General features: G+C 62.1%; 21 protein-coding genes. 9 read left to right on the forward strand and 12 right to left on the reverse strand.

The window, feature by feature from the left end; translation table 11 throughout:
• Nucleotides 1–9: 9 nt before the first annotated feature.
• The 3 genes from HU736_RS16675 to fdhD form a co-directional block, all read right to left on the reverse strand.
• Entirely contained in the window at nt 10–492 is a 483-nt protein-coding gene (locus tag HU736_RS16675; protein WP_186700526.1) for a glycine zipper domain-containing protein, read from the reverse strand.
• A 223-nt stretch (nt 493–715) separates the two neighbouring features.
• The gene (locus tag HU736_RS16680; RefSeq protein WP_367615298.1) at nt 716–3,055 is read right to left on the reverse strand and encodes an FdhF/YdeP family oxidoreductase; all 2,340 of its coding nucleotides are present in this window, start codon (nt 3,053–3,055) and stop codon (nt 716–718) included.
• Nucleotides 3,052–3,891 (reverse strand): formate dehydrogenase accessory sulfurtransferase FdhD, encoded by an 840-nt coding sequence (gene fdhD / locus HU736_RS16685; protein WP_103435314.1) that lies wholly within the window; start codon nt 3,889–3,891, stop codon nt 3,052–3,054. Before fdhD ends, HU736_RS16680 begins: the two co-directional genes overlap by 4 nt.
• 173 nt (nt 3,892–4,064) lie before the next feature.
• Between fdhD and lysM the strand changes: the two genes are divergently transcribed.
• Nucleotides 4,065–4,505: a peptidoglycan-binding protein LysM gene (gene lysM / locus HU736_RS16690; RefSeq protein ID WP_103435313.1), complete on the forward strand. Its 441-nt coding sequence runs from the start codon at nt 4,065–4,067 to the stop codon at nt 4,503–4,505.
• A 57-nt stretch (nt 4,506–4,562) separates the two neighbouring features.
• Here the strand turns inward: lysM and yrfG are convergent, their stop codons facing one another.
• A complete protein-coding gene (gene yrfG, locus HU736_RS16695; protein WP_186700522.1) occupies nt 4,563–5,225 on the reverse strand; it encodes a GMP/IMP nucleotidase in 663 nt (220 codons plus the stop codon).
• 64 nt (nt 5,226–5,289) lie between these two features.
• Between yrfG and nudE the strand changes: the two genes are divergently transcribed.
• Nucleotides 5,290–5,856 carry an ADP compounds hydrolase NudE gene (gene nudE, locus HU736_RS16700; RefSeq protein ID WP_103435311.1) on the forward strand — a complete coding sequence of 189 codons (567 nt, stop codon included), beginning with the start codon at nt 5,290–5,292 and terminating at the stop codon, nt 5,854–5,856.
• The gene (gene cysQ / locus HU736_RS16705; RefSeq protein WP_186700519.1) at nt 5,853–6,680 is read left to right on the forward strand and encodes a 3'(2'),5'-bisphosphate nucleotidase CysQ; all 828 of its coding nucleotides are present in this window, start codon (nt 5,853–5,855) and stop codon (nt 6,678–6,680) included. Before nudE ends, cysQ begins: the two co-directional genes overlap by 4 nt.
• Here the strand turns inward: cysQ and HU736_RS16710 are convergent.
• Genes HU736_RS16710 through rfbB form a run of 7 tightly spaced genes read right to left on the reverse strand, consistent with a single transcriptional unit; the run spans nt 6,669 to nt 13,740 of the window.
• Nucleotides 6,669–7,124: a YiiD C-terminal domain-containing protein gene (locus HU736_RS16710; RefSeq protein WP_103435309.1), complete on the reverse strand. Its 456-nt coding sequence runs from the start codon at nt 7,122–7,124 to the stop codon at nt 6,669–6,671. The genes cysQ and HU736_RS16710 overlap by 12 nt on opposite strands.
• Entirely contained in the window at nt 7,121–8,533 is a 1,413-nt protein-coding gene (locus HU736_RS16715; RefSeq protein ID WP_101322534.1) for a sigma-54-dependent transcriptional regulator, read from the reverse strand. The genes HU736_RS16710 and HU736_RS16715 overlap by 4 nt, the downstream gene beginning before the upstream one ends.
• The gene (locus tag HU736_RS16720) at nt 8,530–10,344 is read right to left on the reverse strand and encodes a sensor histidine kinase (RefSeq protein ID WP_101322533.1); all 1,815 of its coding nucleotides are present in this window, start codon (nt 10,342–10,344) and stop codon (nt 8,530–8,532) included. The genes HU736_RS16715 and HU736_RS16720 overlap by 4 nt, the downstream gene beginning before the upstream one ends.
• A 39-nt stretch (nt 10,345–10,383) precedes the next feature.
• Nucleotides 10,384–11,244, reverse strand: coding sequence for a dTDP-4-dehydrorhamnose reductase (rfbD, locus tag HU736_RS16725; RefSeq protein WP_103438670.1), 861 nt, complete (start codon nt 11,242–11,244; stop codon nt 10,384–10,386).
• A gap of 5 nt (nt 11,245–11,249) precedes the next feature.
• Entirely contained in the window at nt 11,250–11,789 is a 540-nt protein-coding gene (gene rfbC / locus HU736_RS16730; protein ID WP_186700518.1) for a dTDP-4-dehydrorhamnose 3,5-epimerase, read from the reverse strand.
• The gene (gene rfbA / locus HU736_RS16735; protein WP_103435307.1) at nt 11,786–12,661 is read right to left on the reverse strand and encodes a glucose-1-phosphate thymidylyltransferase RfbA; all 876 of its coding nucleotides are present in this window, start codon (nt 12,659–12,661) and stop codon (nt 11,786–11,788) included. Before rfbA ends, rfbC begins: the two co-directional genes overlap by 4 nt.
• Nucleotides 12,658–13,740: a dTDP-glucose 4,6-dehydratase gene (rfbB, locus tag HU736_RS16740; protein ID WP_186700517.1), complete on the reverse strand. Its 1,083-nt coding sequence runs from the start codon at nt 13,738–13,740 to the stop codon at nt 12,658–12,660. The genes rfbA and rfbB overlap by 4 nt, the downstream gene beginning before the upstream one ends.
• Nucleotides 13,741–13,918: 178 nt before the next feature.
• Here rfbB and HU736_RS16745 point away from each other — a divergent pair, with 178 nt between their 5' ends.
• Together HU736_RS16745 and aguA are read left to right on the forward strand one after the other, a co-directional pair.
• A complete protein-coding gene (locus tag HU736_RS16745) occupies nt 13,919–16,819 on the forward strand; it encodes an aminotransferase (protein WP_186700516.1) in 2,901 nt (966 codons plus the stop codon).
• A gap of 176 nt (nt 16,820–16,995) precedes the next feature.
• The gene (aguA, locus tag HU736_RS16750) at nt 16,996–18,102 is read left to right on the forward strand and encodes an agmatine deiminase (RefSeq protein WP_101322529.1); all 1,107 of its coding nucleotides are present in this window, start codon (nt 16,996–16,998) and stop codon (nt 18,100–18,102) included.
• A 456-nt stretch (nt 18,103–18,558) separates the two neighbouring features.
• Here the strand turns inward: aguA and HU736_RS16755 are convergent, their stop codons facing one another.
• Entirely contained in the window at nt 18,559–20,661 is a 2,103-nt protein-coding gene (locus HU736_RS16755; RefSeq protein ID WP_186700515.1) for a TonB-dependent receptor, read from the reverse strand.
• Between the two features lie 470 nt (nt 20,662–21,131).
• Here HU736_RS16755 and HU736_RS16760 point away from each other — a divergent pair, with 470 nt between their 5' ends.
• The 4 genes from HU736_RS16760 to HU736_RS16775 all read left to right on the forward strand — a co-directional run bounded on the left by HU736_RS16760 (nt 21,132) and on the right by HU736_RS16775 (nt 25,662).
• On the forward strand, nt 21,132–22,451 hold the full coding sequence (locus HU736_RS16760; RefSeq protein WP_103435302.1) for an OprD family porin: 1,320 nt from the start codon (nt 21,132–21,134) through the stop codon (nt 22,449–22,451).
• 154 nt (nt 22,452–22,605) lie between these two features.
• Nucleotides 22,606–23,958 carry a Fic family protein gene (locus HU736_RS16765; RefSeq protein WP_186700541.1) on the forward strand — a complete coding sequence of 451 codons (1,353 nt, stop codon included), beginning with the start codon at nt 22,606–22,608 and terminating at the stop codon, nt 23,956–23,958.
• Nucleotides 23,959–24,214: 256 nt separating this feature from the next.
• Nucleotides 24,215–24,466 (forward strand): helix-turn-helix transcriptional regulator, encoded by a 252-nt coding sequence (locus tag HU736_RS16770; RefSeq protein WP_103438668.1) that lies wholly within the window; start codon nt 24,215–24,217, stop codon nt 24,464–24,466.
• Nucleotides 24,463–25,662 (forward strand): type II toxin-antitoxin system HipA family toxin, encoded by a 1,200-nt coding sequence (locus HU736_RS16775; RefSeq protein ID WP_186700514.1) that lies wholly within the window; start codon nt 24,463–24,465, stop codon nt 25,660–25,662. Before HU736_RS16770 ends, HU736_RS16775 begins: the two co-directional genes overlap by 4 nt.
• Nucleotides 25,663–25,670: the final 8 nt, after the last annotated feature.

The raw sequence follows: 25,670 nt of genomic DNA on the forward strand, positions 1-25,670 counted from the left end.
CCTTGGCTATCAGTGACGCCAGTGGCGCTTCTGTTTGTGCTTGCGGTGGCCATAGTGGTGGCCGCGGTCGTAGTGACGACGGTCATCGTAGCCGCGACGGTAACGACGGTCGTCGCGCTCGTCTTCATCGGCCTTGTTGCCCATGTAGTTACCCAGCGCGCCACCTGCGCCGCCGCCAGCGGCTGCACCGATGTAGCTGCCATTGGTGCCGCCGACGCTGCGGCCAATCACGTTACCGCCGGCTGCGCCCAGGGCACCACCGATTGCGGCTTCACCGCGTTGACGTTTATCGGCACCGACCGCACTGCCGGCTGCGCCGCCCAGGCCTGCGCCAATCGCGCCGCCGGTGCTGCCGCCAAGCTGCTGGCCGACCACTGAGCCGAGTACCCCACCCAGTGCGCCGCCAATACCTGCTTCAGTCGTGCCGCCTGCCATGGCAACGCCGCTGAGCAAGCCAAAAGACAACAACAGAATCGAGGAGTACTTCTTCATCAAGAGAACCTCAGAGGGATGACGAGGGCGAATTTGAGGCTCGGCGAGCACTCTGGCAATTGAAATCCGACGAGTAACACGAGTTGTACACAATTCTCTAAGTTACTGTTTTCAGTATGAAACTTAATCGTTTTTTGCCTGTCATACGTTACTTGAGACAAAGCCCTGACCATTGCGGACAGGGCTTTTTTTTGGTCTCCAGAAAGCCGATGAGGCTATGCCGTCAGAGGATCCGACCGGTGTCGCTGGCACGTTCCAGCTTGATCGCGATGAACTTGGAAGTCGGCGTGTGGCTGCCGTCGCCAATGCTCTCCAGCGGCACCAGCGGGTTCACCTCTGGATAGTAGGCCGCCGCCTGCCCAGCCGGAATATCGTAGGCCAGCAGAGTGAAGCCACGTACCCGGCGCTCGATGCCATCGTCCCACAGCGACACGATATCGGCCTTCTGCCCAGGCGCGAAGCCCAGACGAATGATGTCGGCTTCGTTGACGAACAGCACGTCGCGCTGCGCCTTGACCCCGCGGTAACGGTCATCCAGGCCATAGATGGTGGTGTTGTACTGATCGTGCGAGCGCATCGATTGCATGATCAGGTCCGGCAACTGGCCGCTGGCGCGTACGCGCTCATCGAGCAGCGAGTCGGGCAGCAGGTTGGCCTTGAAGTTGGCGCGCCCGTTCGCGGTTTGCCATTTGCGGCTGCCAGCGCTGTTGCCCAGGTAGAAACCGCCCGGGTGTTTCAGGCGCTGATTGAAGTCGGCAAAACCGGGGATGGTGTCGGCGATCAGCTGGCGAATCCGGTCGTAGTCAGCCACCAGCCAGTGCCAGTCGACCGGGCGCTTGCCCAGCGTTGCCGCGGCAATACCGGCAATCACTGCAGGCTCGGAACGCATCTGTTTCGACAGCGGCTTGAGCTGGCCATTGGAGGCGTGGACCATGCTGAACGAGTCTTCCACCGTGACCGCCTGCGGGCCATCGGCCTGCATGTCGATGTCGGTACGGCCCAGGCACGGCAGGATCAACGCCTGCTTGCCATGCATCAGATGGCTGCGGTTGAGCTTGGTACTGATCTGCACCGTCAGGTCGCAGTTGCGCAGCGCCTGAGCGGTGCGCGCGGTGTCTGGCGTGGCTTGGGCGAAGTTGCCACCCAGGCCGATGAATACCTTGGAACGGCCATCGAGCATCGCGTGGATCGCCTCGACGGTGTTGTGGCCGTTGGCGCGCGGCACCGGGAAGGCGAAGCGTTGTTGCAGGGCATTGAGCAGCGCTGCTGGCGGCCGCTCGTTGATGCCCATGGTGCGGTCGCCCTGCACGTTACTGTGGCCGCGCACCGGGCACAGGCCAGCACCGGGCTGGCCGATGTTGCCGCGCAGCAGCATCACGTTGACCATTTCCTGAATGGTCGGCACCGAGTGGCGATGCTGGGTGATGCCCATCGCCCAGCACATGATCACGCGCTTGCCCTTGCAGTACATGCGCGCAGCCTGTTCGATCTCGGCCAGATCCAGGCCCGACTGGGCCTGCAGCTGATCCCACGGGGTGGCATCAACCACCGCCAGGTACTCATTGATGCCGTGGCCGTGCTCGGCAATGAACACATGATCGAAGATCGCCGGCTCGCCCTTGGCCTGGGCCTCGCGCTCCCACTGCAGGAGGAACTTGGCCATGCCGCGCAGCAGTGCCATGTCGCCGCCCAGGGCAGGGCGGAAGTACGCCGAGTTGGTTGGGCGGTCGCTGTTGGTGAGCATCTCCAGCGCATTCTGCGGGTGCTGGAAGCGCTCCAGGCCACGCTCCTTGAGCGGGTTGACGCAGATCACCTGTGCGCCGCGTTTGACCGCATCGCGCAGCGGGTCGAGCATGCGTGGGTGGTTGGTGCCGGGATTCTGGCCCCAGACGAAGATCGCATCGGCGTGCTCGAAGTCATCGAAGGTCACCGTGCCCTTGCCGACCCCGACACTCTGGCCCAGGGCCACGCCGCTGGCTTCGTGGCACATGTTCGAGCAGTCCGGGAAGTTGTTGGTACCGAACGCGCGGACAAACAGCTGATACAGGTAGGCCGCTTCGTTGCTGGCCCGGCCCGAGGTGTAGAACTCGGCATGATCCGGGCTGGTGAGGCCGTTCAGGTGCTGGGCGATCAGGGCGAAGGCGCTGTCCCAGTCGATCGGCTGGTAACGGTCGTTGGCCGGGTTGTACAGCATCGGCTCGGTCAGGCGGCCCTGGTACTCGAGCCAGTAGTCGCTTTGCTCAAGCAGCGAGGTCACGCTGTGGCGAGCGAAGAAGGCCGCATCGACACGGCGCTTGGTGGCTTCCCAGTTGACTGCCTTGGCGCCGTTCTCGCAGAACTTGACCATGCCGCTTTCAGGCGAGTCGCCCCAGGCACAGCCCGGGCAGTCGAAACCGCCGTTCTGGTTGGTCTTGAGCAGGGCGCGGATGTTCTTTAGTGCGTTGTCGCTGCCAACCCAGGCCTTGGCCACACTGCGCAGCGCACCCCAGCCGCCGGCGGCGCCGTTGTAGGGCTTGTAGCGAGGTGGAGTTTGTTCTTGCGGAAGCTTCTGATGCGAGGTCACGGCGATTTCGACTCCGCCACGGGGCTGAACACCCGTGGTGCACTGTGTTTGGGCAAATGAATAAGGTTGAGCTGATGCTTGCGCGCCCATTGCAGGGCAAGGCCGGTGGGCGCCGACAAACTGACCAGGGTCTGGATGCCTGCGCGCAGCACTTTCTGGATCAGTTCCAGGCTGCAGCGGCTGGTGACGATGGCCAGGCCGCCCTGGGTGTCGATCTGCTCGCGCAGCAAGGCGCCGATCAACTTGTCCAGCGCGTTGTGTCGGCCGATGTCTTCACGGCCGAGCAACAGCTCACCTTGGCTATTCATGAACAACGCCGCATGGACTGCACCGCAGTGCTGGCCCAGCGGTTGAAACTGATCGATGCGCCGGCGCAGGTCGTGCAGCCACTCGACCGGCGGCAGCGGCGCGCCGGGCAGGCTGGCCAGTTCTGGCAGCGCTTGCTCCAATGCTTCGACACCGCACAGGCCGCAGCCACTGGTACCGGCCAACTGGCGGCGCTGGTTTTTCAGGTTCCAGAACGCCCGGCTGGCAATCTCCAGGTCGGCATACAGCGCCGAGCCACTGCCAGAAAGCTTTACGTCGTAGATTTCATTGGTGCTTTCGACGATGCCGCTGCCGACACTGAAACCGACGGCAAAATCTTCCAGATCGGTCGGGCTGACCAGCATCACGGCCTGGCTCAACCCGTTGTAGGCGATCGCCAGCGCGACTTCTTCGGCAAGCGGCGTGCTGGCACGCTCGGCATCGCTGAGTTGGACGTAGTCGTAGGTGTTGCTGGCGGCAGGCAGGGACAGTGCAGTGGACGCCGCGCAGACCGGAGGTTTGCTGTTCATCGGGCGCAGTACCGTCTGGCTCATTAGTGCACAAGCCTAGGCTTGTGCGTCGGCGACGTCTAATCGCAAGGTTCTATGCCGTGATAGAGCGCGTCGATTGGTCGCACCCGGGCGGGTTGGGCAAACCTGTCCTAGACTTGCCGTTCCGAGGATTTATCAACAAGGAGCGCGCAATGAGCCTATTCAGTTTCGTGAAGGAAGCCGGCGAGAAGTTGATCGACCTGCTCACGCCTGGCAATGCCAAGGCCCAAGAGCAGATCAAGGAGCACGTGAGCAAGGTGGGGCTAGGTAACCCTAATATCACCGCTACGGTTGATGGGGACAAGATTACCCTCACGGGCGACGTGGCCAGCCAGGAGGAGAAGGAAAAGATCATCCTCGCGGCGGGCAACATCGAGGGTGTGGCCAGCGTTGACGACCAGATTACCGTGACCGGGCCGGTGGTTAAGGCGGCTGTTTTCGTTACTGTCGTGAAGGGCGATACGTTGAGCGCGATTTCCAAGCGGGTTTATGGTGACGCGAACAAGTACAACAAGATCTTTGAAGCGAACAAGCCGATGCTTTCGCATCCGGACAAGATCTATGTGGGGCAGGTGTTGCGGATTCCCGAGTAAGCCAGTTCCGGCCGGGTGCAGGGGCTGCGCTGCGGCCCCTGCATTCTTGCGTCCAGCTCAGAGCCCCGCCAACAACTCCCGATAATCCTCTACCGCCGCAAACTCCTGAGTATCCCGCGGCGCTGCCTTGCTGTCCGGCTGGCGTACCGCGAGCAAATGCCCGACCCCATACCGCTGCGCACTGCGCAAAATCGCCAGAGTGTCATCAATGAACAAGCTGCGCGCCGGATCAAAACCAATATCGGCCTGCAGCGCATCCCAGAACAGCGGACTTTCCTTGGGATAGCCGTAATCATGCGAGCTGATCAAACGCTCGAAATACCCCGCCAGCTCCACCCGCTCCAACTTCAGCGACAACGAATCACGGTGGGCATTGGTGATCATCACTACACGCTTGCCCGCTTTGCGAATCGCCGCTAGAAACGTATCGGCATCCGGGCGCAGGGCAATCAGGTCGGCGATCTCTTGCTTCAGCTCGCGGATCGGCAGGTTCAGCTCCTGGCTCCAGAAGTCCAGGCAGTACCAGTTCAGCGTGCCGGCGTTACGCTCGAACAGCGGCTGCAGCTCAAGTTCGGCCATCGCCCGGCTGATACCGTGCAGCTCGGCGTAGCGCTGGGGCAGGTGTTGTAGCCAGAACTGGTTGTCGTAGTGCAGGTCGAGCAGGGTACCGTCCATGTCGAGCAGAACGGTGTCGATGGCAGACCAGGGAAGAACAGGCATGGGAAACTCTCGATCAGTCGGCTAGCCACGGTATAGTAACCCGTTCACGCCAAGGAGCTGCCCCATGCGCCAGAAACCCACCGTCCTCAGCCGCGAAATCGTCGCCGATAGCCGTTTGTTCCGGGTCGAATCCGTCGAGCTGCGCTTTTCCAACGGTGTCGAGCGGACCTACGAACGGTTGGTCGGGCGCGGTAATGGCTATGGCGCGGTGATGATCGTGGCGATGCTCGACGCCGAGCATGCAGTGCTGGTCGAGGAATACTGCGGCGGCACCGACGAATACGAGCTGTCGCTGCCCAAGGGCTTGATCGAACCGGGCGAGGATGTGCTGGCAGCGGCTAACCGCGAGCTCAAGGAAGAGGCCGGTTTTGGCGCACGCCAGCTGGAACATTTGACCGAGCTATCGCTGTCGCCGGGCTACATGAGCCAGAAGATCCAGGTGGTGCTGGCGACCGACCTCTACGAAGAACGCCTCGAAGGCGACGAGCCGGAGCCGATGGGTGTCGACAAGGTAAACCTGCGCGAGCTGTCGGCCCTGGCGATGCACCCGCAGTTCAGCGAAGGCCGCGCACTGGCGGCGCTGTACCTGGTACGTGACATGCTCACCCAGCGCGGGTTGCTCAGCGTATGAACGATCAACAACTGATGCACGAAGTGGTCAAGCTGGCGCTGGCTGCCGGCGAAGCGATCCTGCCGCACTGGCGGGCTGATGTGGCGGTTATGTCCAAGGCGGATGATTCGCCGGTCACCGCGGCCGATCTGGCGGCCCATCACGTCATCGCTGCAGGCTTGCAGGCGCTGGCGCCGCAGATTCCGGTGCTGTCGGAAGAAGACTGCGACATTGCCCTTGCCGAACGCGCCGGCTGGAGCCGCTGGTGGCTGGTCGATCCGCTGGACGGGACCAAGGAATTCATTGCCGGCAGCGAAGAGTTCACCGTCAACATCGCCCTGATCGAGCAGGGCGAAGTGGTATTTGGCGTGGTCAGCATGCCGACCAACAACCGCTGCTACTTTGGTGGCCGCGAGCTGGGCGCCTGGCGCGCCGATCAGGATGCGCCAGCTGCGCCGATCCAGGTGCGCACTGCGCCGCCTGCTGACGCCCAATTCACGGTGGTCGCCAGCCGCCGTCACTCCAGCCCACAGCAGGAAGCGCTGCTGGCTGGCTTGAGCGGTGCGGTGGGTGAGCTGGACTTGGTCAGCGTCGGCAGCTCGCTGAAGTTCTGCCTGCTGGCAGAGGGTGAAGCCGATTGTTATCCGCGCCTGGCACCGACCTCGCAGTGGGACACCGCTGCCGCGCAAGGCGTGCTCGAAGGCGCTGGCGGTGAGGTGATCGGTCTGGACGGCCAGCCGTTCCGTTACCCGGCGCGGGAGTCGCTGCTCAACCCCTTCTTCCTGGCTTTGCCCAGCGCCGCCCCGTGGCGCCAGGCACTGATCAAGCTCGCCTCAACGATGTAGCACGTACTGCCCACTGAACGTGACGGCGGGCTCAGTGCTGCCGCTGTTGCTGACCACCGTATCCAGCGTCAGGCGCGCTCGCCCTCGGCGCTGGTACATCGTCACGAAGCGCTCCCAGGCTTTGTCTTGCGGCGGCTGGCAGCGGGCAACCGCGGCGCCGGTGACCGGCAGCGGATAGCTGATCTGGCCTTCCTGAATGACGATATGGCCGTCATCGATGCCCGCCTCGCGCAAGCGCAGGTGCAGCCAGCCCCAACCGACCAGCACCGCTGCGCAGTACAGGCTGCCGCCAAACATGGTGCTCTTGTGATTGACGTTGGCCTCCAGCGGCAGCTGCAGTTGCAGGCACTGGTCTTGCCAGCTGAGCACTTGCAGGCCCATCTCGCGGGTCAACGGGATGTCGCTGTGCAGTACTTCCTCCAGATATTGGCGGTCGTCGCTCATGGGCGCGAGTCCTCGTGATCGTCAGCGCCGCCGGCATGATCAGCAAAGCTCAGGCCGTGCTTGCGCAACTTGTCGTGCAGAGTCTTGCGCGGCACGCCCAACGCCTCGGCCAGGCTGCGCATGGAGCTGTGTGGCTGGGTCAGTTCGGCAGCAATCAGCGAGCGTTCAAACTGCTCGACCTGATCGCTGAGGTTGCCGCTGAGCAGCGGCGTGGCGCTGGCCGTGGCGGGCGGCTGCTGGCCGTCGAGGGCCAGTTCCAGGCCGAGGGCAAAGCGTTCCGCAGCGTTTTGCAGCTCGCGGACATTACCGGGCCAGTCATGGCGCAGCAGCAGTGCCCGTTGCGCCGGTTGCAAGCTGTGCGGGGCGAGGCCGTGGCGCTGGCTGGCGGCATCGGCGAAGTGCTGGAACAACACCAGGATATCGTCGCCGCGCTCGCGTAGTGCAGGGATGCGCAGCGGTGCAACGTTCAGGCGGTAATACAGGTCAGCACGGAACCGGCCCTGATCAGCAGCCTGGCGCAGGTCTTCCTTGGTGGCGGCGATCACGCGGATATCCAGCGGTATCAGCTGATTGCCGCCCAGGCGTTCGACCACCCGCTCCTGCAGCATGCGCAGCAGTTTCACCTGCACATCCAGGCTCATGCTCTCGATCTCGTCGAGGAACAGCGTGCCGCCATTGGCGAATTCGAACTTGCCGATGCGGCGCTTCTGCGCGCCGGTGAACGCGCCGGGCTCGTGGCCGAACAGCTCGCTCTCGACCACTGACTCTGCCAGGGCGCCGGCATTGATTGCCACAAACGGGCCATCGCGGCGGCTCGACAGATCATGCAGGGCGCGGGCGACGACCTCTTTGCCGGCGCCGGTCTCACCAAGAATCAGCACATCGGCGCGGGTGCCGGCGAGGGCGCCGATCTGGTCGCGCAGGCGCTGCATCGACGGCGACTGGCCCACCAGGCGGGTCGACAGTTGCTGGCGATCACTCAAGGCCAGACGCAGGCTGCGGTTGTCCAGCACCAGTCGGCGCAGGGCCAGGGCACGGCGCACGCTGTCGAGCAGGGCGTCGCTGGCGAAGGGTTTTTCAAGGAAGTCGTAAGCGCCGGCGCGCATCGCCTGCACCGCCAGCGGCACGTCGCCGTGGCCGGTGATCAGCAGCACCGGCAGCTCCTGATCGCGGCCACGCAGGTGCTCGAGCAGTTGCAGGCCGTCGATCCCGGGCATGCGGATATCGCTGACGACGACGCCCGGCCAGTCTGGCTCGATGCGCTCGGCCAGGCCCTGGGCATCGGCCAGGGTGACTACCTTGAGCCCGGCCAGGTCGAGGGTCTGGCCCAAGGCCTGACGCAGGTGCGGGTCATCGTCGACCAGGATCACCTGGGTACGGCTGTCGATCAGTGTCGTCTCGGGCGTCATGCCGAGGGGTCCTCCGAAGTGGGCAGGGTCGCGCCGGGCTTGGCCACGCGCATGCGCAAGGTCAGCAGGGCGCCACCTTCAGGGTGGTTGCCGAGCAGCAGTTCACCGTCCAGCGCCAGCATCAGGCTCTCGCAGATCGCCAGGCCCAGGCCGAGGCCTTGGGTGCGGGTCTTGGTGGTGAAGAACGGCTCCTTGGCGCGCTCCAGCGCCTGGCGGGTAAAGCCTGGGCCGTTGTCGCGAATGTACAGGTAGACGTGCTCGTCGCGCCGTTCGGCACTCAGCCACAGCTTGCGCGGGTTGGCTTTTTCGGTGAGCGCATCGAGGGCGTTGGCGAGCAGGTTGCCGAGCACCTGGCGCAGGCGCGTTTCGCCGGCCTGAACCCACAGCGGCGCGTCCGGCAGGTCGCGAACCAGCTCCACCGCCATCGCCCGGCGACGCTTGGCCAGCAGGGCCAGGGCGTCGTCCAGCGCCGGTTGCAGGGCGACGCTTTCTGGCGCATGGCGATCACGCCGGGCAAAGGCGCGCAGGTGGGCGATGATCGAGGCCATGCGCCCGGTCAGCTCGCCGATCAGCTTGAGGTTGCCGCGGGCGTCTTCGGTGCGTTCATGGTCGAGCAGCACTTCGGCGTTTTCGGCGTAGCTGCGGATCGCCGCCAGCGGCTGGTTGAGCTCGTGGCTGATGCTTGCCGACATGGTGCCGAGCACCGACAGCTTGCCGGCCTGGACCAACTCGTCCTGAGCGCGGACCAGTTCCTGCTGGGCGCTCTCGCGCTCGAGCACGGCGCTTTTCAGTAGGGTATTAAGGCCTTCGAGGTCGGCGGTCCGGGCCACCACGCGGTTTTCCAGGTCTTGCCGGCCGCGGGCTTCGAGATCGATGCGGTCGATATAGTGGCGCCGGCGCTGCATTACCAAACCGGTCAGCAGGATCAACACCAGCAGCGCGCCGGCGCCAATTGCCATGACCGTCTGCACCGAGCGGTCGATGAGGATGTGCGGGGCAAGGATGCTCACCTGCCAGCCGGTTTCCTTGATGTCGCGGGTCTGGATCAGCCAGGCCTCGGGGTTGAGGTTGAGCGGCTGCGGTGCCTGGGTCGGGTAGGGCTGAATGGCGAGCATCGCCGAGCGCTCCGCCGGGGTCAGCGGGCGGGTGGCACGGAAGCGCCAGTCCGGGCGCGAGGTCAGCACCACCACGCCGTTCTGGTCGGTCAGTAGCAGTTGCTCGGGGGTGTTGCCCCAGAGGGTTTCGGTGTGGTCGAGGTCGACCTTGACCACCAGCACGCCGATCACCCGCTCGCCATCGCGCACCGCAGCCGCGAAGAAGTAGCCGCGCTTGGCTGAGGTCGTGCCTTGGCCAAAGAAGCGCCCCAGGCGGCCTTCCATGGCTTCGATGAAATACGGCCTGAAGGCGAAGTTACGACCGACGAAACTGTCGCGTTTATCCCAGTTGGAGCCGGCCAGGGTGTTGCCGCTGACGTCCATCAGGTACATCACCTCGGCGCCGGTCTGGCGGGTGATGTCCTTGAGCAGGCGGTTGGCGTTGGTGATTGCTTCGATCTTGAACGGATCGGCCAACGCCTGGCGCAGCGCCGGCAGCTCGCCGAGGATCTGCGGCAAGGTTTCGTAGCGGTGCAGGGTGCCGAGCAGGTTGGCCACGTACAGGTCGAGGGTCTGGCGATTCTGCGAGGCGAGCTGGTCCTGGTAATAGCGTTCGGCCAGGTGATGCAGCGGCCACAGCAGCGGCGCCAGGCACACTGCCAGAAGGGCCAGGCTGCGCCAGCGGGGGCGTCGCGGGGAGGTCGGGGTGTGCATCATGTGCCAACTGCGCCAGAAAGAGTCTGGCGCAATTATGCGCTAGTTCAGGCAGTCGTTGAGCGCGTCCAGCCAATGCGCCTGGCTGACGTGCCACTGTTGCGCCAGAAGCGAGCAGTCCAGCCGCGAATTGGCTGGGCGCTGCGCAGGGGTTGGGTACTCACTGGAGCTGATCGGGATAAGCTCGGCGCAAGGCAGGCCGCGCGCCTTGAGCTGCGCGGCGATCGCCTCGGCAAAGCCGAACCACGAGGTTTCACCTTGGGCGCTCAGGTGGTAAGTGCCCCAGGCGCCCGCATCGCCGGCCTGCCAGCGCTCGAACAAGGCCAGGGTGCTGGCGGCAATGGTGCCGGCCCAGGTGGGCGCGCCGATCTGGTCGGCGACTACCCGCAGTTGCGGTTTCTCCTGCAACAGGCGTTGCATGGTCAGCAGAAAGTTGCGCCCGTGCTGCGAGTAGACCCAGCTGGTGCGCAGGATCAGGTGCTGGCCGCCAACAGCGGTGATCGCCTGTTCACCGGCCAGCTTGCTGCTGCCGTACACGCCCAGAGGGTTGGGCGCGTCCTGCTCGGTGTAGGGCGTGGCTTTGCTGCCGTCGAAGATGTAATCGGTGGAGTAATGGATCAACGGCACACCGAGCTGGGCGGCTTCTTCAGCCAGCACCTGCGGGGCTTGGGCATTGATCGCGAAAGCCAGCTCCGGCTCGCTTTCGGCCTGGTCGACGGCAGTATGGGCAGCGGCGTTGATGATCAAGTCCGGGGCCAGCTCGCGCAGCGGCGTGCGCAGCTGCTCGGGACGGGCCAGATCGAGCCGATCGCGGCCCAGGGCGTGTACCTCAGCTCGGCCTTTGAATTGCGCCTGTAGGGCTTGGGCGACCTGACCGTTGTGGCCGCATATGAGAATCTTCAGTGGCTTCATGGGAACAGCTCACGAAAGCTCAGCCCTTGCTGGTCTTTGGCCGACAGCAACGGCGCTTCGATCAGCCCCCAGTCGATTGCCAGGTCCGGGTCGTCCCAGCGGATGCAGCGCTCGGCAGTCGGGTTGAAGTAGTCGGTAGTCTTGTAGAGGAAGTCGGCCGACTCGCTCAGCACCAAAAAGCCGTGGGCCAGGCCCGGTGGAATCCAGAACTGGCGATGGCTTTCGGCGCTCAACCGGGTGGCCACCCAGCGGCCAAAGGTCGGCGAATCAACGCGCACGTCTACCGCAACGTCGAGCACTTCGCCCTGGACCACGCGCACCAGTTTGCCTTGTGGGTTTTCCACTTGATAGTGCAAGCCGCGCAGCACGTTTTTTTGCGAGCGCGAGTGGTTGTCCTGAACGAAGTTGATGCTGACCCCGGTCTGCTCCTTGAAGGCGCGCTCATTGAAGCTTTCGAAGAAAAAGCCACGGCTGTCGCCAAACAGCTTTGGCTCGATGATCAATACATCAGGGATGTCGGTAGCGATGACGTTCATGGGTACTCTTCAGCCAGTTTGCGCAGGTACTGGCCGTAGCCGGTCTTCTTCAAGCCTTCAGCCTTGGCCAGCAGTTGCTCACGGCAGATCCAGCCCTTCTGGAAGGCGATTTCTTCCAGGCAGGCGACCTTCAGGCCCTGGCGGTTTTCGATGGTCTGCACATATTGCGCGGCTTCCAGCAGGCTCTCGTGGGTGCCGGTGTCGAGCCAGGCGAAACCACGGCCAAAGCGCTCGACGCGCAGGTCGCCGCGTTGCAGGTAGGCATTGGTGATGTCGGTGATTTCCAGCTCGCCGCGTGCCGAGGGGCGCACGGCCTTGGCGATCTCGATCACATCGTTGTCGTAGAAATACAGGCCGGTGACGGCGTAGTTGGACTTGGCCACAGCGGGTTTTTCTTCGATCGACAGGGCGCGGCCCTGCTCGTCGAACTCGACCACGCCAAAGCGCTCCGGATCTTTCACCAGATAGCCGAACACCGTTGCGCCGGACGGCTGGCTGACTGCGCGCAGCAGCTGCTCGCTGAAGCCTTGGCCGTGGAAGATGTTGTCGCCGAGGATCAGGCACACCGGGTCTTTGCCGATGAATTCTTCGCCGATAATGAACGCCTGGGCGAGGCCATCCGGCGAAGGCTGCTCGGCATAGCTTACGTGGATGCCGAACTGGCTGCCGTCGCCGAACAGCTGGCGATACTGCGGCAAGTCCTGCGGGGTGGAAATCAGCAGGATGTCGCGGATGCCGGCAAGCATCAGCACCGAGATCGGGTAGTAGATCATCGGTTTGTCGTAGATCGGCAACAACTGCTTGGACACGCCGAGGGTGATCGGGTGCAGACGGGTGCCGGAGCCGCCCGCCAGGACAATGCCTTTGGTCATGAGATCAGATCCTTGAATTGGGTGTTGCCCAGCCGCTCGCCCTGGTAACTGCCATCCTGGACGTTACGGCACCACTCGCGGTTGTCGAGGTACCACTGCACGGTCTTGCGCAGGCCGCTGGCGAAGGTCTCGGTCGGCACCCAGCCGAGTTCGCGCTCGATCTTGCTGGCGTCTATGGCATAGCGCAGGTCATGGCCTGGGCGGTCCTGGACGAAGGTGATCAGCTCGGCGTACTGGCTGACCCCGGCCGGATGCTGGGGTGCCAGCTCATCGAGCAGGGCGCAGATGGCGCGGACCACGTCGAGGTTGGTCTGCTCGTTGTGCCCACCGATGTTGTAGGTCTCGCCGACCTGACCCTGGCTGACCACGGTGAGCAAGGCGCGGGCATGATCCTCGACAAACAGCCAGTCGCGCACTTGCTGGCCGTTGCCATATACCGGCAGCGGCTTGCCGGCGAGGGCGTTGAGGATCACCAGTGGAATCAGTTTTTCCGGGAAGTGATACGGGCCGTAGTTGTTCGAGCAGTTGGTCAGCAGCACCGGCAGGCCATAGGTACGCTGCCAGGCGCGGACCAGGTGGTCGGACGCCGCCTTGCTTGCCGAATAGGGCGAGCTGGGCGCGTAGGGCGTGGTTTCGGTGAACAGGTCATCGACACCGTGCAGGTCGCCGTAGACCTCGTCGGTAGAGATGTGATGAAAGCGAAATGCTTCGCGCCGCGCCGCCGGCAGCTGGCTCCACCAGGCGCGGGTGGCCTCGAGCAGGGCGTAGGTGCCAACGATGTTGGTCTGGATGAACGCTGCCGGGCCGTCAATCGAACGGTCCACGTGCGACTCGGCCGCCAGGTGCATGATCGCGTCTGGCTGGAACCGTTCGAGCACGGCGCTGACCAGCGGCTGGTCGGCGATATCGGCCTGGACGAACTCGTAACGGGTGTTGCTGGCGATCGGCTGCAACGACTCAAGGTTGCCGGCGTAGGTCAGCTTGTCGAGGTTGAGCACATCGTGTTCGGTGTGGGTGATCAGGTGGCGGATCAGCGCTGAGCCGATAAAGCCGGCACCGCCGGTGACGAGTATGCGCATCAGTCTGCCTCTGTAAAACCGGTTGACGTCGGATGGAGCGTAGCTTGTCGATTGCCGCCGGTACTGACAAGCGCATTGATTCGCGCAGCTGTTCTGTCGACTTGTTTGCAGCTGCCTCTTGTATATCGGCCGCAGCAGTGGCGATATAAGCGACAAAAAAACCGAGGTCACACGCAAAATGCCCCTCAGCACCCTGATTCAGCGTTCCAGCCAGCCAAGCCCTTCGCTCAGCGAAGCGCAGGCACATGCTTTGCTCAGGGCGCATTTTGACCTCGGCGGTAACCTGCAGGCGCTGGGCAGCCAACAGGACCTGAACCTGCGCCTGGACAGCGACCAGGGCCGCTTCGTGCTCAAGGCCTGCCACGGCAGCTATGCCGAGATCGAGCTGCAGGCGCAGCATGCGGCGCTGGCCTATCTGGCCGAGCAGGGCGTGCCGGTGCCGGGTGTGCGCGCTGCGCGCAACGGCGAGACGCTGCTGGCGCTGGACGTCGACGGCCAGCCACTGCGCGTGCGCGTGCTCGACTATATCGAAGGGCAATCGCTGACCCGCCTCAAACATATGCCGGCCAGTTTGATGGCCGAACTGGGCGCCTTGTGCGCGAAGGTTGACCTGGCCCTGGCCGACTTCGACCATCCGGGCCTTGCGCGCACCCTGCAGTGGGACCCGCAACATGCCCAGGCGTTGATCGAGCACCTGTTGCCGGTGCTGGGCGATACGCCGCGCCGCGCCCAGCTGCAGGGGGTGGTTGCGCAGGCAGTTGAGGTGTTGGCCAAGGTGCAGGCGCAACTGCCGAGCCAGGCGGTGCATCTGGATATCACCGATGACAATGTGGTCTGGCAGCGCGATGCCCAGCGCGAGTGGCAGTTGCAAGGTGTGATCGACTTTGGCGACCTGGTACGCACCTGGCGCATCGCTGACTTGTCGGTGACCTGTGCCGCGCTACTGCACCATGCCGAAGGTGATCCGCTGCGGATTCTGCCGGTGGTCAGCGCTTATCACGAGGTCAATCTGCTCAGCGAGGCCGAGCTGCTGGCGCTGTGGCCGCTGGTGTTGATGCGTGCTGCGGTGCTGGTGCTGAGCAGCGAGCAGCAACTGACGGTCGATCCGGACAATCATTACATCCGCGACAACATCACCCACGAGTGGGAGATCTTCAAGACCGCCACCTGTGTGCCAGCAGCATTGATGGAAGCGGCGATTCTGCAAGCCGCTGGGCAGCAATTGCCGGCGCTTCAATTGACCGGCTGCGCACCTTTACTGCCGGCGCTGGCAGGCCAGGCAGTCACCCGAGTCGACCTCGGCGTGCTCAGCAGGCACTGCGAGGCGGGCAACTGGCAGCAGCCTGGTTTTGATCAGGCTGTGCTGGCCGCCGAACCTGGCGTGGCTTGCAGCCTGCATGGGCAATATCGGCTGTCGCAAACCCACATTGACCGTCCCGACGAGCCGGCCACCTGTGCCCTCGGTGTCGAGCTGAAGCTAGCCGAAGGCAGCCCGCTGCAAGCGCCGCATGCTGGTATATGGCAGCGTGTGAGCGCCAACCACGGCTGCCTGCGCAGCGAGCATTTCAGCCTGTGGCTGCAAGGCTTGCAGAGCATGCCGGAGGATGGCCAAGCGCTGAATCTGGGTGAGGCGCTCGGCACCACTGGCAGCCTGCTCAGCGTACAGCTGTGCCGCGATAGCAGCGTGCAGCCGCCGTTCTTCGCCACGCCTTCAGCGGCGGCCGCCTGGCTGGCGCTGTGCCCGTCACCGCAAGCCTTGCTGGGGTTTGCCTGCGACGCCGAGCCACTGCCCGATGCGCAAGCGCTGCTGGCGCGCCGCGATGCCAGCTTCGCCCGCTCGCAAAAGCACTATTACGCGCAGCCGCCGCATATCGAGCGCGGCTGGCGCAACTACTTGATCGACATGCAGGGCCGCTCGTACCTGGACATGCTCAACAACGTCGCCGTGCTGGGCCACGGCCACCCGCGCATGGCCGCCGAGTCGGCGCGGCAGTGGTCGCTGCTCAACACCAACTCGCGCTTCCACTACGCCGCTGTCGCGGAGTTCTCCGAGCGCTTGCTGGCGCTGGCGCCGGAAGGCTTTGATCGGGTGTTTCTGGTAAACAGCGGCACCGAGGCCAACGACCTCGCCATCCGCCTGGCCTGGGCCTACAGCGGCGGGCGTGACCTGATCAGCGTGCTGGAGGCTTATCACGGCTGGTCGGTGGCTACCGATGCGATTTCCACCTCGATAGCCGACAACCCGCAAGCGCTGCAAACCCGCCCGGACTGGGTGCATCCGGTGGAGGCGCCGAACACCTTCCGCGGTCGCTATCGCGGCGATGACAGCACCGCTGACTACCTGCGTGACGTCGATGCCAAGCTGGCCGACCTCGACGCCCGCGGCCGTCAGCTGGCGGGAATGATCTGCGAGCCGGTGTACGGCAACGCCGGCGGTATTTCGCTGCCGCCGGGCTACCTGCGCGAGGCCTACGCCAAGGTCCGTGCCCGTGGTGGGGTGTGCATCGCCGATGAGGTGCAGGTCGGTTATGGCCGCCTCGGTGATTACTTCTGGGGCTTCGAGCAACAGGGTGTTGCCCCGGACATCATCACCATGGCCAAAGGCATGGGCAACGGCCAGCCGCTGGGTGCGGTGATCACCCGTCGTGAGATCGCCGAGGCGCTGGAAGCCGAGGGTTACTTCTTCTCGTCCGCCGGCGGCAGCCCGGTCAGTTGCCGGATCGGCCTGGCGGTGCTCGACGTGATGCAGGAGGAGGGCCTGTGGGACAACACCCGCAAGGTCGGCGGCTACTTCAAGGCGCGCTTGCAGGCATTGGTCGATAAACATCCGCTGGCGGGTGCTACCCATGGCTCAGGGTTCTATCTGGGGCTGGAGCTGGTGCGTGATCGGCACACCCTTGAACCGGCCACTGAAGAAACCACTACCTTGTGCAATCGCCTGCGCGATCTGGGCATCTTCATGCAGCCAACCGGCGATTACCTGAACATCCTCAAGATCAAACCGCCGATGTGCACCACCCGAGCCAGCGTTGATTATTTTGTCGATTGTGTGGATCGCATCCTGCAAGAAGGCCTCTAGCAGCGAACTGGGTCGACTCAATACTCGATTGTTATCGGTTATTTAGTCGGCCCTTCGTCTGTATTTTCTTCTTCGTCACTATAATTCCAGATAATTATCGGCTATAACTGCTCTCAGTGCATGCCGGGCTACCCTGTGCGCCCGCACATACCTCAACTGTAATGCAGAGGACACCGATGAAAACCCTCACCTCGACTCCCCGCGCCGATGGCTTCCATATGCCTGCCGAGTGGGCGCCACAGACCCAGGCCTGGATGATCTGGCCCGAGCGCCCGGACAACTGGCGCCTCGGTGGCAAGCCGGTGCAGGCGGCGCACGTGACCCTGGCCAAGGCAATTGCCCGCTTTGAGCCGGTGACGGTTGGGGTGTCTGCTGCTCAGTACCAGAACGCCCGGCGCCAACTCGACCTGCCTAACATCCGCGTGGTCGAGCTGAGCAACGACGACGCCTGGGTGCGTGACACCGGCCCGACCTTCGTGATCAACGACCACGGCGAAGTGCGCGGCGTCGATTGGGCTTTCAACGCCTGGGGCGGTTTTGATGGTGGCCTGTATGCACCGTGGAACCGTGACGAAGACGTCGCCACCAAAATTCTCGAAATGGAACGCTGCCAGCGTTACCAGACCGAAGGCTTCGTGCTTGAAGGCGGCTCGATCCACGTCGACGGTGAAGGCACGCTGATCACCACCGAAGAGTGCCTGCTCAACCGTAACCGCAACCCACACCTGAGCCGCGAGCAGATCGAACAGATCCTGCGCGACCAGTTGGCGGTAGACACCATTGTCTGGCTGCCTGACGGCCTGTTCAACGACGAGACCGATGGCCACGTCGACAACTTCTGCTGTTACGTCGCCCCAGGTGAGGTGTTACTGGCCTGGACCGATGATTCCAACGACCCCAACTACGCGCGCTGCCACGCCGCATTGGAAGTGCTGGAAAACACCCGTGACGCCAAAGGCCGCACTTTTGTAGTGCACAAGATGCCGATCCCAGGCCCGCTCTACGCAACCGAAGAAGAGTGCGCAGGCGTCGACCAGGTGGCCGGTAGCCAGGAGCGCAGCCCTGCCGAGCGCCTGGCGGGCTCGTACGTGAACTTCCTGATCGTCAACGGCGGCATCATCGCGCCAAGCTTCGATGACCCGGCAGATGCCGAAGCTAGAGCCATTCTGGCGAAGATCTTCCCCAACCATGAGGTGGTGATGATCCCCGGCCGCGAGCTGCTGCTCGGTGGCGGTAACATCCACTGCCTGACTCAGCAACAACCGGCGCCGCATAAGCGCTAACTCTCTGATAAGAAAGAAGCCCGTCGATTGACGGGCTTTTTTTATGCGCGGCTGACGGCAGACGCGGTAAATGGCACACCTCTTGTATCGTTTCCCATTGTGTTTCAAGCAGATAGGTTTAAACCGATCTGTCACAAACTCAACGTAAGTTAGCCGCTCACGGGCCCAGGGAGTATGTGTTGAAATGAATGCAGCAAGTGAGTCGGTTTTGCGCCCATCGGCAGTAAATCACCAATCGCTCAAAATGCTGACGCAGTGGTTGAAGCACCATGGAAGCAAGCGGGTCAGGACGACCGATACCCGACGTCTGTTGCATGAGCGCTATCCACGAGGACTGATCAGCGATGCTGAGCTGGAGGCGCTGGTAGCCATTTGGCATTGAGCAGACAGTGCTCCCGAGCTGTTGAACAAGAACGCCACCGCTGATTGCGGTGGCGTTTTTATTGGGCGAGTGAATCAGAAGTTGTAGGTGCCGGTCACGACCAGGCTGCGCGGGTCGCCGAACTGGATCTGTGCGGCGCTGGTGGCGGAGGCGTAGTAAGTCTTGTCGGTCAGGTTGTTCAGTGCGGCGCGCACATCCCAGTCCGTGGTGCGCAGGCCGACCAGCGCGTCCCAGCGGCCATAGCCTGGCAGCAGGGTGGTGTTCTGGTTGTCGGCAAAGCGCTCGCCAACCATTGTCAGGCCGGTTTCGGCGTACCAGCCCAGTTGCGGTTTCCAGCTGATGAACAGACTGCCGTTGCGCTTGGCCACATCATTGATGCGGTTGCCTTCCAGGCCGTTGTTGTCTTTGACGATGGTTGCATCCTGCAGACCGATGCCAGCGCGCACATACCAGTTGCCGACGATGTTGCCGGTTGCGGTCAGCTCTATTCCTCGCGAGCGTTGCAGGCCGCTGAGCTGGATCAGCTCAGGGTTGATCGGGTCGCGGGTGCGGCGGTTGTATAGCTCCAGTTCATAGATTGCCAGGGTGGTGCTCAGGCGCTCGTCGAACCAGTCGCTCTTGACCCCGACCTCCTTCTGCCGGCTCAGCTCAGGGTCGGTGTCGTTGGTATTGCCGGCGGCGTCTGGCGTGATGCCGATCAGGCCACCGCCGACTGGCGAAAAGGTCTTGCTCCACGAGGCGTAGAACGAGTGCTCGCGCCACGGTGAGTACACCACGCCAATGCGCGGGCTGGTGCTGGTACTGGTTTGTGGCTCGCTGCGGTTGGTCAGGCGGTTGGTGGTCTCGACTTCGAAGCGATCGAAGCGCAAGCCTGCGAGGATCTGCCATTGCTCGTTCAGGCGGATCTGGTCCTGCAGGTACAGGCCGCGGCTGTCGACCACGGTGTGGTTGTTGCTCGACACGCGCATTCGGCCGTTGTGTTGCAGGCTGCGGTCAGGGTTGTCCAGGTCAAGGCTCGGCACCGCCGTGCCGCCTTGGTTGGTCGGCAAGGCATTGCGCAACAGCGGGTCGCGGCGCTGGTGGCCCAGCTCCAGGCCGACCAGCACGGTGTGGTGCAGGCCCCAGGTGGCGAACTCGCCTTCGGCTTCGAGGTTGTTGAACAGGTTGCGAGTTTTCAGATCCTGCTGCCAACGCTGGCGAGTCACCGTGTTGCTGGCGGCGTTGTAGCCGGTGGCGTAGGTGTTGTCGAACTGGCTGTCGAGCTGGAACAGGCCCAGCGTGTGGCGCAGCTGCCAGTTGTCGCTGAGCTGATAGTTCAAGCGCGAGCGCAGCGACTGCGCCTGGTCATCGATGAAGTCGCGCTGGGTGTCGCTGTAAGTGGTGCCACGGTCGACGTCGGCTGGGCGGCCATTCACACCGGGGATGCCGCGGTCCGGGGTGCGGTTGAAGCGGCTGTATTCGTACTGCACCAGCCAGTTCAGGTCTGGCGTCAGTTGCCAGCTCATCGACGGCGCGAACAGCTGACGGTTGCCATCGACGCCATCGCGAAAGCTGTTGTAGTCGAGGTTGCCCATGTTCAAACGCAGGCTGATGGTGTCGCTTGGGTCGGCGCTGAGGTCGGCGTACAGGCTGCGCATATCTTCGCTGCCCGCCTGGGCTTCGATGCTCGAGCGCCGGCCATGCTCTGGCGCCTTGCTCACCCGGTTGACGATACCGCCCTGGCCGCCACGGCCATACAGCACCGCGGCCGGGCCCTTGAGCACCTCGACCCGCTCGATGTTGTGCAGATCGCGTATGTATTGGCTGTCGTCGCGAATGCCGTCCAGGTAGAAGTCGTTGCTGCTCTCGAAGCCGCGGATACGCACGCTGTCGAAACGCGTGTCGGCACCGCTGCTGACGTTGGGGATGCCCTCCAGTGCCTTGCCCAGGTTGTTGCTGCCGTAATCCAGCAGGTTGCTGGTCTTCACCGTGTCGATGGCTTGCGGTACGTCGCGCACCGGGGTGGAGGTGCGAGTTGCAGTGCTGACGTCCTTGACCCGGGGGTTGTCCCGTTCGCGCTCGCCATCGGCGGTGACTGAAAGCTCTGGCAGGGTGGTGGTGGCGGCAGTGGCAACACCTGCGCTGCACAGCAGCGACAGGCTCAGGGACAGGGGCGAAAGGCGGCGAGGCACACGCATGACGGCATCCAAACAAGCAGTTAATGAAAAATGGATGCGGATGGTAATGCTTGCTATTAACGCTTGCTCGGGTAATTTGTAAAGCCCTGTCTTTACATGTGTATCTGGATGTAACAGGGGCGGCGGCGCTGATCGTAGAGCCATTTATTGCTGCATGTAGGTTGAATTACCGCCTCTCGGGACAAAATGCCCCACGCAACGGCAGATACGCATTGAAATGCACTATTGCGAGGTGTTTTTTTGGTTATATACACCTGCCTTTCACGATTTTTTGACATTGAGAAGCAGGGGCGGCTAGGATTCGCCATCGCTTGCTGGCCATGACATGGCCATGCGGCTGCGAAAGCCCGCCAGTTGAGCATCGGCACGGCTTGTCAGTTGGATCCGCATAACGTCGAACCTACGAAGGGGCGTTGGTTTCCGGGCGTAAAAATGCACAGTGTTTTTGATTAAAAATAAAGGAAAAGAAAATGTTGAAAACCAGGATCAGCCTGATCGCCCTGGCACTCGTTGCCGCGACCCAGGCACAGGCCAATGACCAGGCCGAGAGCAAGGGCTTTGTTGAAGACAGCCACGCCAACATCCTGCTGCGCAACGGTTTCATCAACCGTGACAAGAAACACGGCACCAATGACCAGTCCCAATGGGGCCAGGCCTTCATCGGTAACTTCTCCTCCGGCTTCACCCAAGGCACCGTCGGTGTAGGCGTTGACGCCTTCGGCCTGTACGCACTGCGCCTGGACGGCGGCAAAGGCCGTAACGGCGGCGGCGGTATCGACTTCTTCAAGCGGGAAAACACCGTTGACGCAGATGGCCAGAGCGCTGCTGCCAACGACCTCGCCCGTGCTGGTGCTGCGGTCAAGTTCCGCATCTCCAACACCGTGCTGAAGTACGGCGACCAGATGCCTGCCCTGCCAGTTCTGCAGTACGACGATTCGCGCCTGCTGCCAGAGAGCTTCACCGGCACCATGATCACCTCCAAGGAGATCGAAGGCCTGGAGCTGAACGCCGGTCGCTTCACCCAGGAAGCTCGCAAGAGCGCCCAGGGCCGCGACAGTGGTGGCCTGAAGTCGATCAACGTGCTGGGTGGTAGCTACAAGTTCACCGACAACTTCACCGCGTCGCTGTACAGCGCCGACACCGAAGACGTCATGAAGAAGCACTACCTGGGCTTGAACTACGTCTTCCCGATCGCTGCTGACCAGTCGCTGACCCTCGATTTCAACGGCTACAAGTCGGACATCGACAAGAAGTTCGTCCAGGCTGCAGGCCTGAACGGCGACTCCAACACCATCTGGAGCCTGGCCGCTACCTACGCCTACGGCGCGCACTCGTTCACCCTGGCGCACCAGCGCAGCACCGGCAGCACCGGCTACAACTACGGCTGGTACCAGAACGAAGGCGGCGTGGGTGACGGTGGTTCGACCATCTATCTGGCCAACTCGTACTGGTCTGACTTCAACGCTGAAGACGAGCGCTCCTGGCAGCTCGGCTACGGCCTGGACTTCAGCACCTTCGGCGTGCCTGGCCTGACCTACAAGCTGGCCTACGTTGTCGGCGACAACATCAACACCCGCAACGCTGCCAACCCACAAGGCTTCGGCGAAGGCAAAGAGCGCGAGATCTTCAGCCAGGTCCGTTACGTCGTTCAAGACGGCCCGGCCAAGGACCTGTCGGTCAAACTGCGTGGCTCGTTCCTGCGTACCAACAACGCGGTACAGCAGAACGGCTACAACGACGACGGCAACGAAGTTCGTGTGTTTGTTGAGTATCCGATCAGCATCTTCTGATTCTGGTTGGGTGACGGAAAGGGCCGCTTAGCGGCCCTTTTTGCGTTTTGGAATCCAGGTCTTTGAAGTGCGGCCATCTCAAATTGCATGAAAATTGAAATGGCTGAGTTACTGCTGTAGTCTCATTTCAAACTCTCTGGTTTTTGAAATGAATATCATCAAGCGTCCGCCTGAGGTTATCCCCGATCCCTACGCGCTCATCATTGCAGAGCACAAGGATCACGCGGCGCAATACCTTGAGCTAGCACACCCGCTCGATCCCAAGGGCAGGTACCTGCATTTTGACGAGTGGCGGTTTCGCTTCCCCGCTGGACTGGATGCCGCGCTGGCGTGGTCCGTGATCAAATTCTCGAGAAATGGCCAGCTCAGCCCTGCGCTGAAACTCGGCGATCCTCCACATCAGTGCCGCTACCTACACACGCCTGCCATGCATCTGGCTGTTTCGAAATGCGATCAGCACACAACCACGGCGCAACTGGAGTGGATGTGCTCGAAGATCGGCGAAAGCAAGCATCTACAGTACCTGCTCAACGACCTTGTAGAAGACGAGGCGATCAGCAGCAGCCAGCTTGAAGGCGCAGCTACTACTACAAAGGCTGCGAAGGACTTGCTGAAGAGAAGCAGAGTGCCGCGCTCCGCCGATGAGAAAATGATCATCGGTAACTACAAGATGATGAATTTCGCCTGGGAAAACAGGGACAAGGAGCTAAGTGAGGAGCTGATCACCGAGCTGCACAAGATCGGTGTAGAGGGCATCGATGATGACAAATACCATCCCGGTGCATTCAAGAATACCGACGACGTCGTAGTTGGGGATGGCGGCGAAGTGGTGCATCAGCCGCCTCCGGTCGCCGGGCTGCCTCAACGGATTGGCCAGCTATGTGACTGGATCAACACCGACCACACCGACGGGCTCAGCAAGGCCTACATGCATCCATTGATCAAAGCGATCATTCTGCATTTCGCTATTGGCTACGAGCACCCGTTTCACGACGGCAACGGCCGGGTCGCCCGATCGCTGTTCTACTGGTTCATGTTCAAAAAAGGCTTCAGCGCGTTCCGCTACATCGCCATCAGCACCCTGCTGAAAAAAGCCCCGATCCAGTACGGCAAAAGCTATCTCTACACCGAAACCGACGGCATGGACCTGACCTATTTTCTCGACTACCAATGCCGGGTGCTGGCCAGAGCGATCAGCAAGTTTACCGAGACCTACGAAAAGACGGCGCAGTCGATCATGGAGTTCAACGCGTTCCTGTTTCAGTCCGGGCTTTATAACAAGCTCAGCGAAAAGCAACGGGTTGTGCTCAATGTCGCCAAACAAGGCGTGGCTACCGAGTTTACGGTTAGTCAGGTCAAGGACAACCTTGGGTGCGCATACAACACCGCAGCGACTGCGCTGAATGGCCTGGTTGAGCTAGGGATCTTCCAGAAGCAGAAGGTGGGCAGTGAGTGGGTCTACTGCATGTATGACAGCGATCGGATCATGAAGACCTGGAAGGGGTGATCTGCGGCTCCGATACTTGCGGTGATTCAGCTACGAGCATGAGCGCCGCGATGGCCGAGAACCCGTCCTCTACTCGCTTTTCGAGGTATACAAACCCGGCCTCCCTGAACCTGCGCTTTGAGCGAGGATCACCGGCTCAGCAAACTGCCAAAACGGTCCGGCATATGGCCCAGGCCAGCAGTTATCACATACCAATTGATTTTCGATCTGGTCACGTATACGTTACATGTCAATCCAATTGTCTCGTATTCTAAACATGGACCACGAACTGCTAACTCAGCGCTTAGGGCGACAAATACGCACACGGCGCCTTCATCGAGGACTCACCCAGCAACAGCTTGCAGAGCTGGCAAACCTTACTCGTCAGAAAATCATCGCTGTGGAGAAAGGTAGCCTATCCGTTGCTATCGCCGCCTATGCTAAAGCTCTTGGCGCAATGGATTGCGAGTTGCAAGTGATTGCTGCAGCCATGCCTACGTTGGAAGAGATCCAGGGGATGTTTGAATGAGCGCTTCACTGACTGTAACGACACCCCAAGGGATCAGCGGAACAATCCTTACCAGCGCTGCTGATTACCTGTTTCGTTACGCTGCGGAGGCTGAGCCGCGCGCTGCAGTCAGCCTGCTCATGCCTACCCGCATTGAAGAGTACCGCCATCGAGATTTGCATCCGGTATTTCAGATGAACCTGCCGGAAGGTTATGTGCTCGAGCAGCTACGCAACCGCCTGGCAAAGATCGCAAAAGTCGACCCCATGTTGCTACTGGCGTTATCTGGCAGCAGCTCTCCCATAGGCCGGGTGCACGTCAGCTCGCGCACGGTTGATGCGTTGCTTGAGCGTGAGCAGTTTCCTGGCGAAAAGCTGGACGAAATTTTATCTTGGGACGGCTCGCACGACATCTTCGCCGACCTGGTGGATCGCTACATCCTGCGTGCCGGTATCTCGGGTGTGCAGCCTAAAGTCCTGGTGCCTGAACAACAAAATTCAACACCACAGCGGTTCACCTCGAAGACTTCGGAATTGATTATCAAAAGTGGCCGCGACGAATATCCCGGCCTGGCCATCAATGAGTACCTGTGCATGACCATCGCGCAGGCCTCAGGGCTGCCCGTGCCGCCGTTCTTCCTCTCGGACAACGCCAAGTTGTTCGTCATGCGCCGCTTCGACCGGGACGAGCAGCACAACCCAATCGGTTTTGAAGACATGACGGCGTTGATGGGACTGTCAGCAGAGCAGAAGTACAGCAAGAGCTATGCAGCGATTGCCAAGGCAATCCGCGTGTTCTGCGCACCCGAGCACCTCAATGCCTCGCTCACGCAACTGTTCGAGATGGTTACGCTGAGCTGCATCGTCGGTAACGGCGATGCCCATCTGAAAAACTTTGGCCTGCTCTATTCTGACCCCGTGATGCGCGATGCCCGCCTGGCGCCCGCTTACGACATCGTCAACACCACGGCTTACATCCCCGAAGACGTGCTCGCGCTTACGCTCGCCGGCAATAAGTCGATGTTTGCATCCCGTCAGGGCTTGCTGGACTTCGCCGAGACGTGCGGTGTAGCGCAACCGGGTGAAATTATCCGCAAGCAGTTGCAGGCGCTTGAGCAAGTACTGGCGAAAGCGCCGGAGCTATGCGAGCAAGCGCCGCACGTAGTTGCGGCGATCAAGCAGAGTGCAGGGCCTTTTATTCGGAGCTTTGGCAGCTGAGACGCACG

The sequence above is a fragment of the Pseudomonas shirazensis genome (assembly GCF_014268785.2).
Lineage (GTDB): Bacteria > Pseudomonadota > Gammaproteobacteria > Pseudomonadales > Pseudomonadaceae > Aquipseudomonas > Aquipseudomonas shirazensis.

Coding starts and splice junctions, on each gene's coding strand:
- HU736_RS16675 (WP_186700526.1), bottom strand. CDS start 492: ATGAAGAAGTACTCCTCGATTCTGTTGTTGTCTTTTGGCTTGCTCAGC.
- fdhD (WP_103435314.1), bottom strand. CDS start 3,891: ATGAACAGCAAACCTCCGGTCTGCGCGGCGTCCACTGCACTGTCCCTG.
- lysM (WP_103435313.1), top strand. CDS start 4,065: ATGAGCCTATTCAGTTTCGTGAAGGAAGCCGGCGAGAAGTTGATCGAC.
- yrfG (WP_186700522.1), bottom strand. CDS start 5,225: ATGCCTGTTCTTCCCTGGTCTGCCATCGACACCGTTCTGCTCGACATG.
- nudE (WP_103435311.1), top strand. CDS start 5,290: ATGCGCCAGAAACCCACCGTCCTCAGCCGCGAAATCGTCGCCGATAGC.
- cysQ (WP_186700519.1), top strand. CDS start 5,853: ATGAACGATCAACAACTGATGCACGAAGTGGTCAAGCTGGCGCTGGCT.
- HU736_RS16710 (WP_103435309.1), bottom strand. CDS start 7,124: ATGAGCGACGACCGCCAATATCTGGAGGAAGTACTGCACAGCGACATC.
- HU736_RS16715 (WP_101322534.1), bottom strand. CDS start 8,533: ATGACGCCCGAGACGACACTGATCGACAGCCGTACCCAGGTGATCCTG.
- HU736_RS16720 (WP_101322533.1), bottom strand. CDS start 10,344: ATGATGCACACCCCGACCTCCCCGCGACGCCCCCGCTGGCGCAGCCTG.
- rfbC (WP_186700518.1), bottom strand. CDS start 11,789: ATGAACGTCATCGCTACCGACATCCCTGATGTATTGATCATCGAGCCA.
- rfbA (WP_103435307.1), bottom strand. CDS start 12,661: ATGACCAAAGGCATTGTCCTGGCGGGCGGCTCCGGCACCCGTCTGCAC.
- rfbB (WP_186700517.1), bottom strand. CDS start 13,740: ATGCGCATACTCGTCACCGGCGGTGCCGGCTTTATCGGCTCAGCGCTG.
- HU736_RS16745 (WP_186700516.1), top strand. CDS start 13,919: ATGCCCCTCAGCACCCTGATTCAGCGTTCCAGCCAGCCAAGCCCTTCG.
- aguA (WP_101322529.1), top strand. CDS start 16,996: ATGAAAACCCTCACCTCGACTCCCCGCGCCGATGGCTTCCATATGCCT.
- HU736_RS16755 (WP_186700515.1), bottom strand. CDS start 20,661: ATGCGTGTGCCTCGCCGCCTTTCGCCCCTGTCCCTGAGCCTGTCGCTG.
- HU736_RS16760 (WP_103435302.1), top strand. CDS start 21,132: ATGTTGAAAACCAGGATCAGCCTGATCGCCCTGGCACTCGTTGCCGCG.
- HU736_RS16770 (WP_103438668.1), top strand. CDS start 24,215: ATGGACCACGAACTGCTAACTCAGCGCTTAGGGCGACAAATACGCACA.
- HU736_RS16775 (WP_186700514.1), top strand. CDS start 24,463: ATGAGCGCTTCACTGACTGTAACGACACCCCAAGGGATCAGCGGAACA.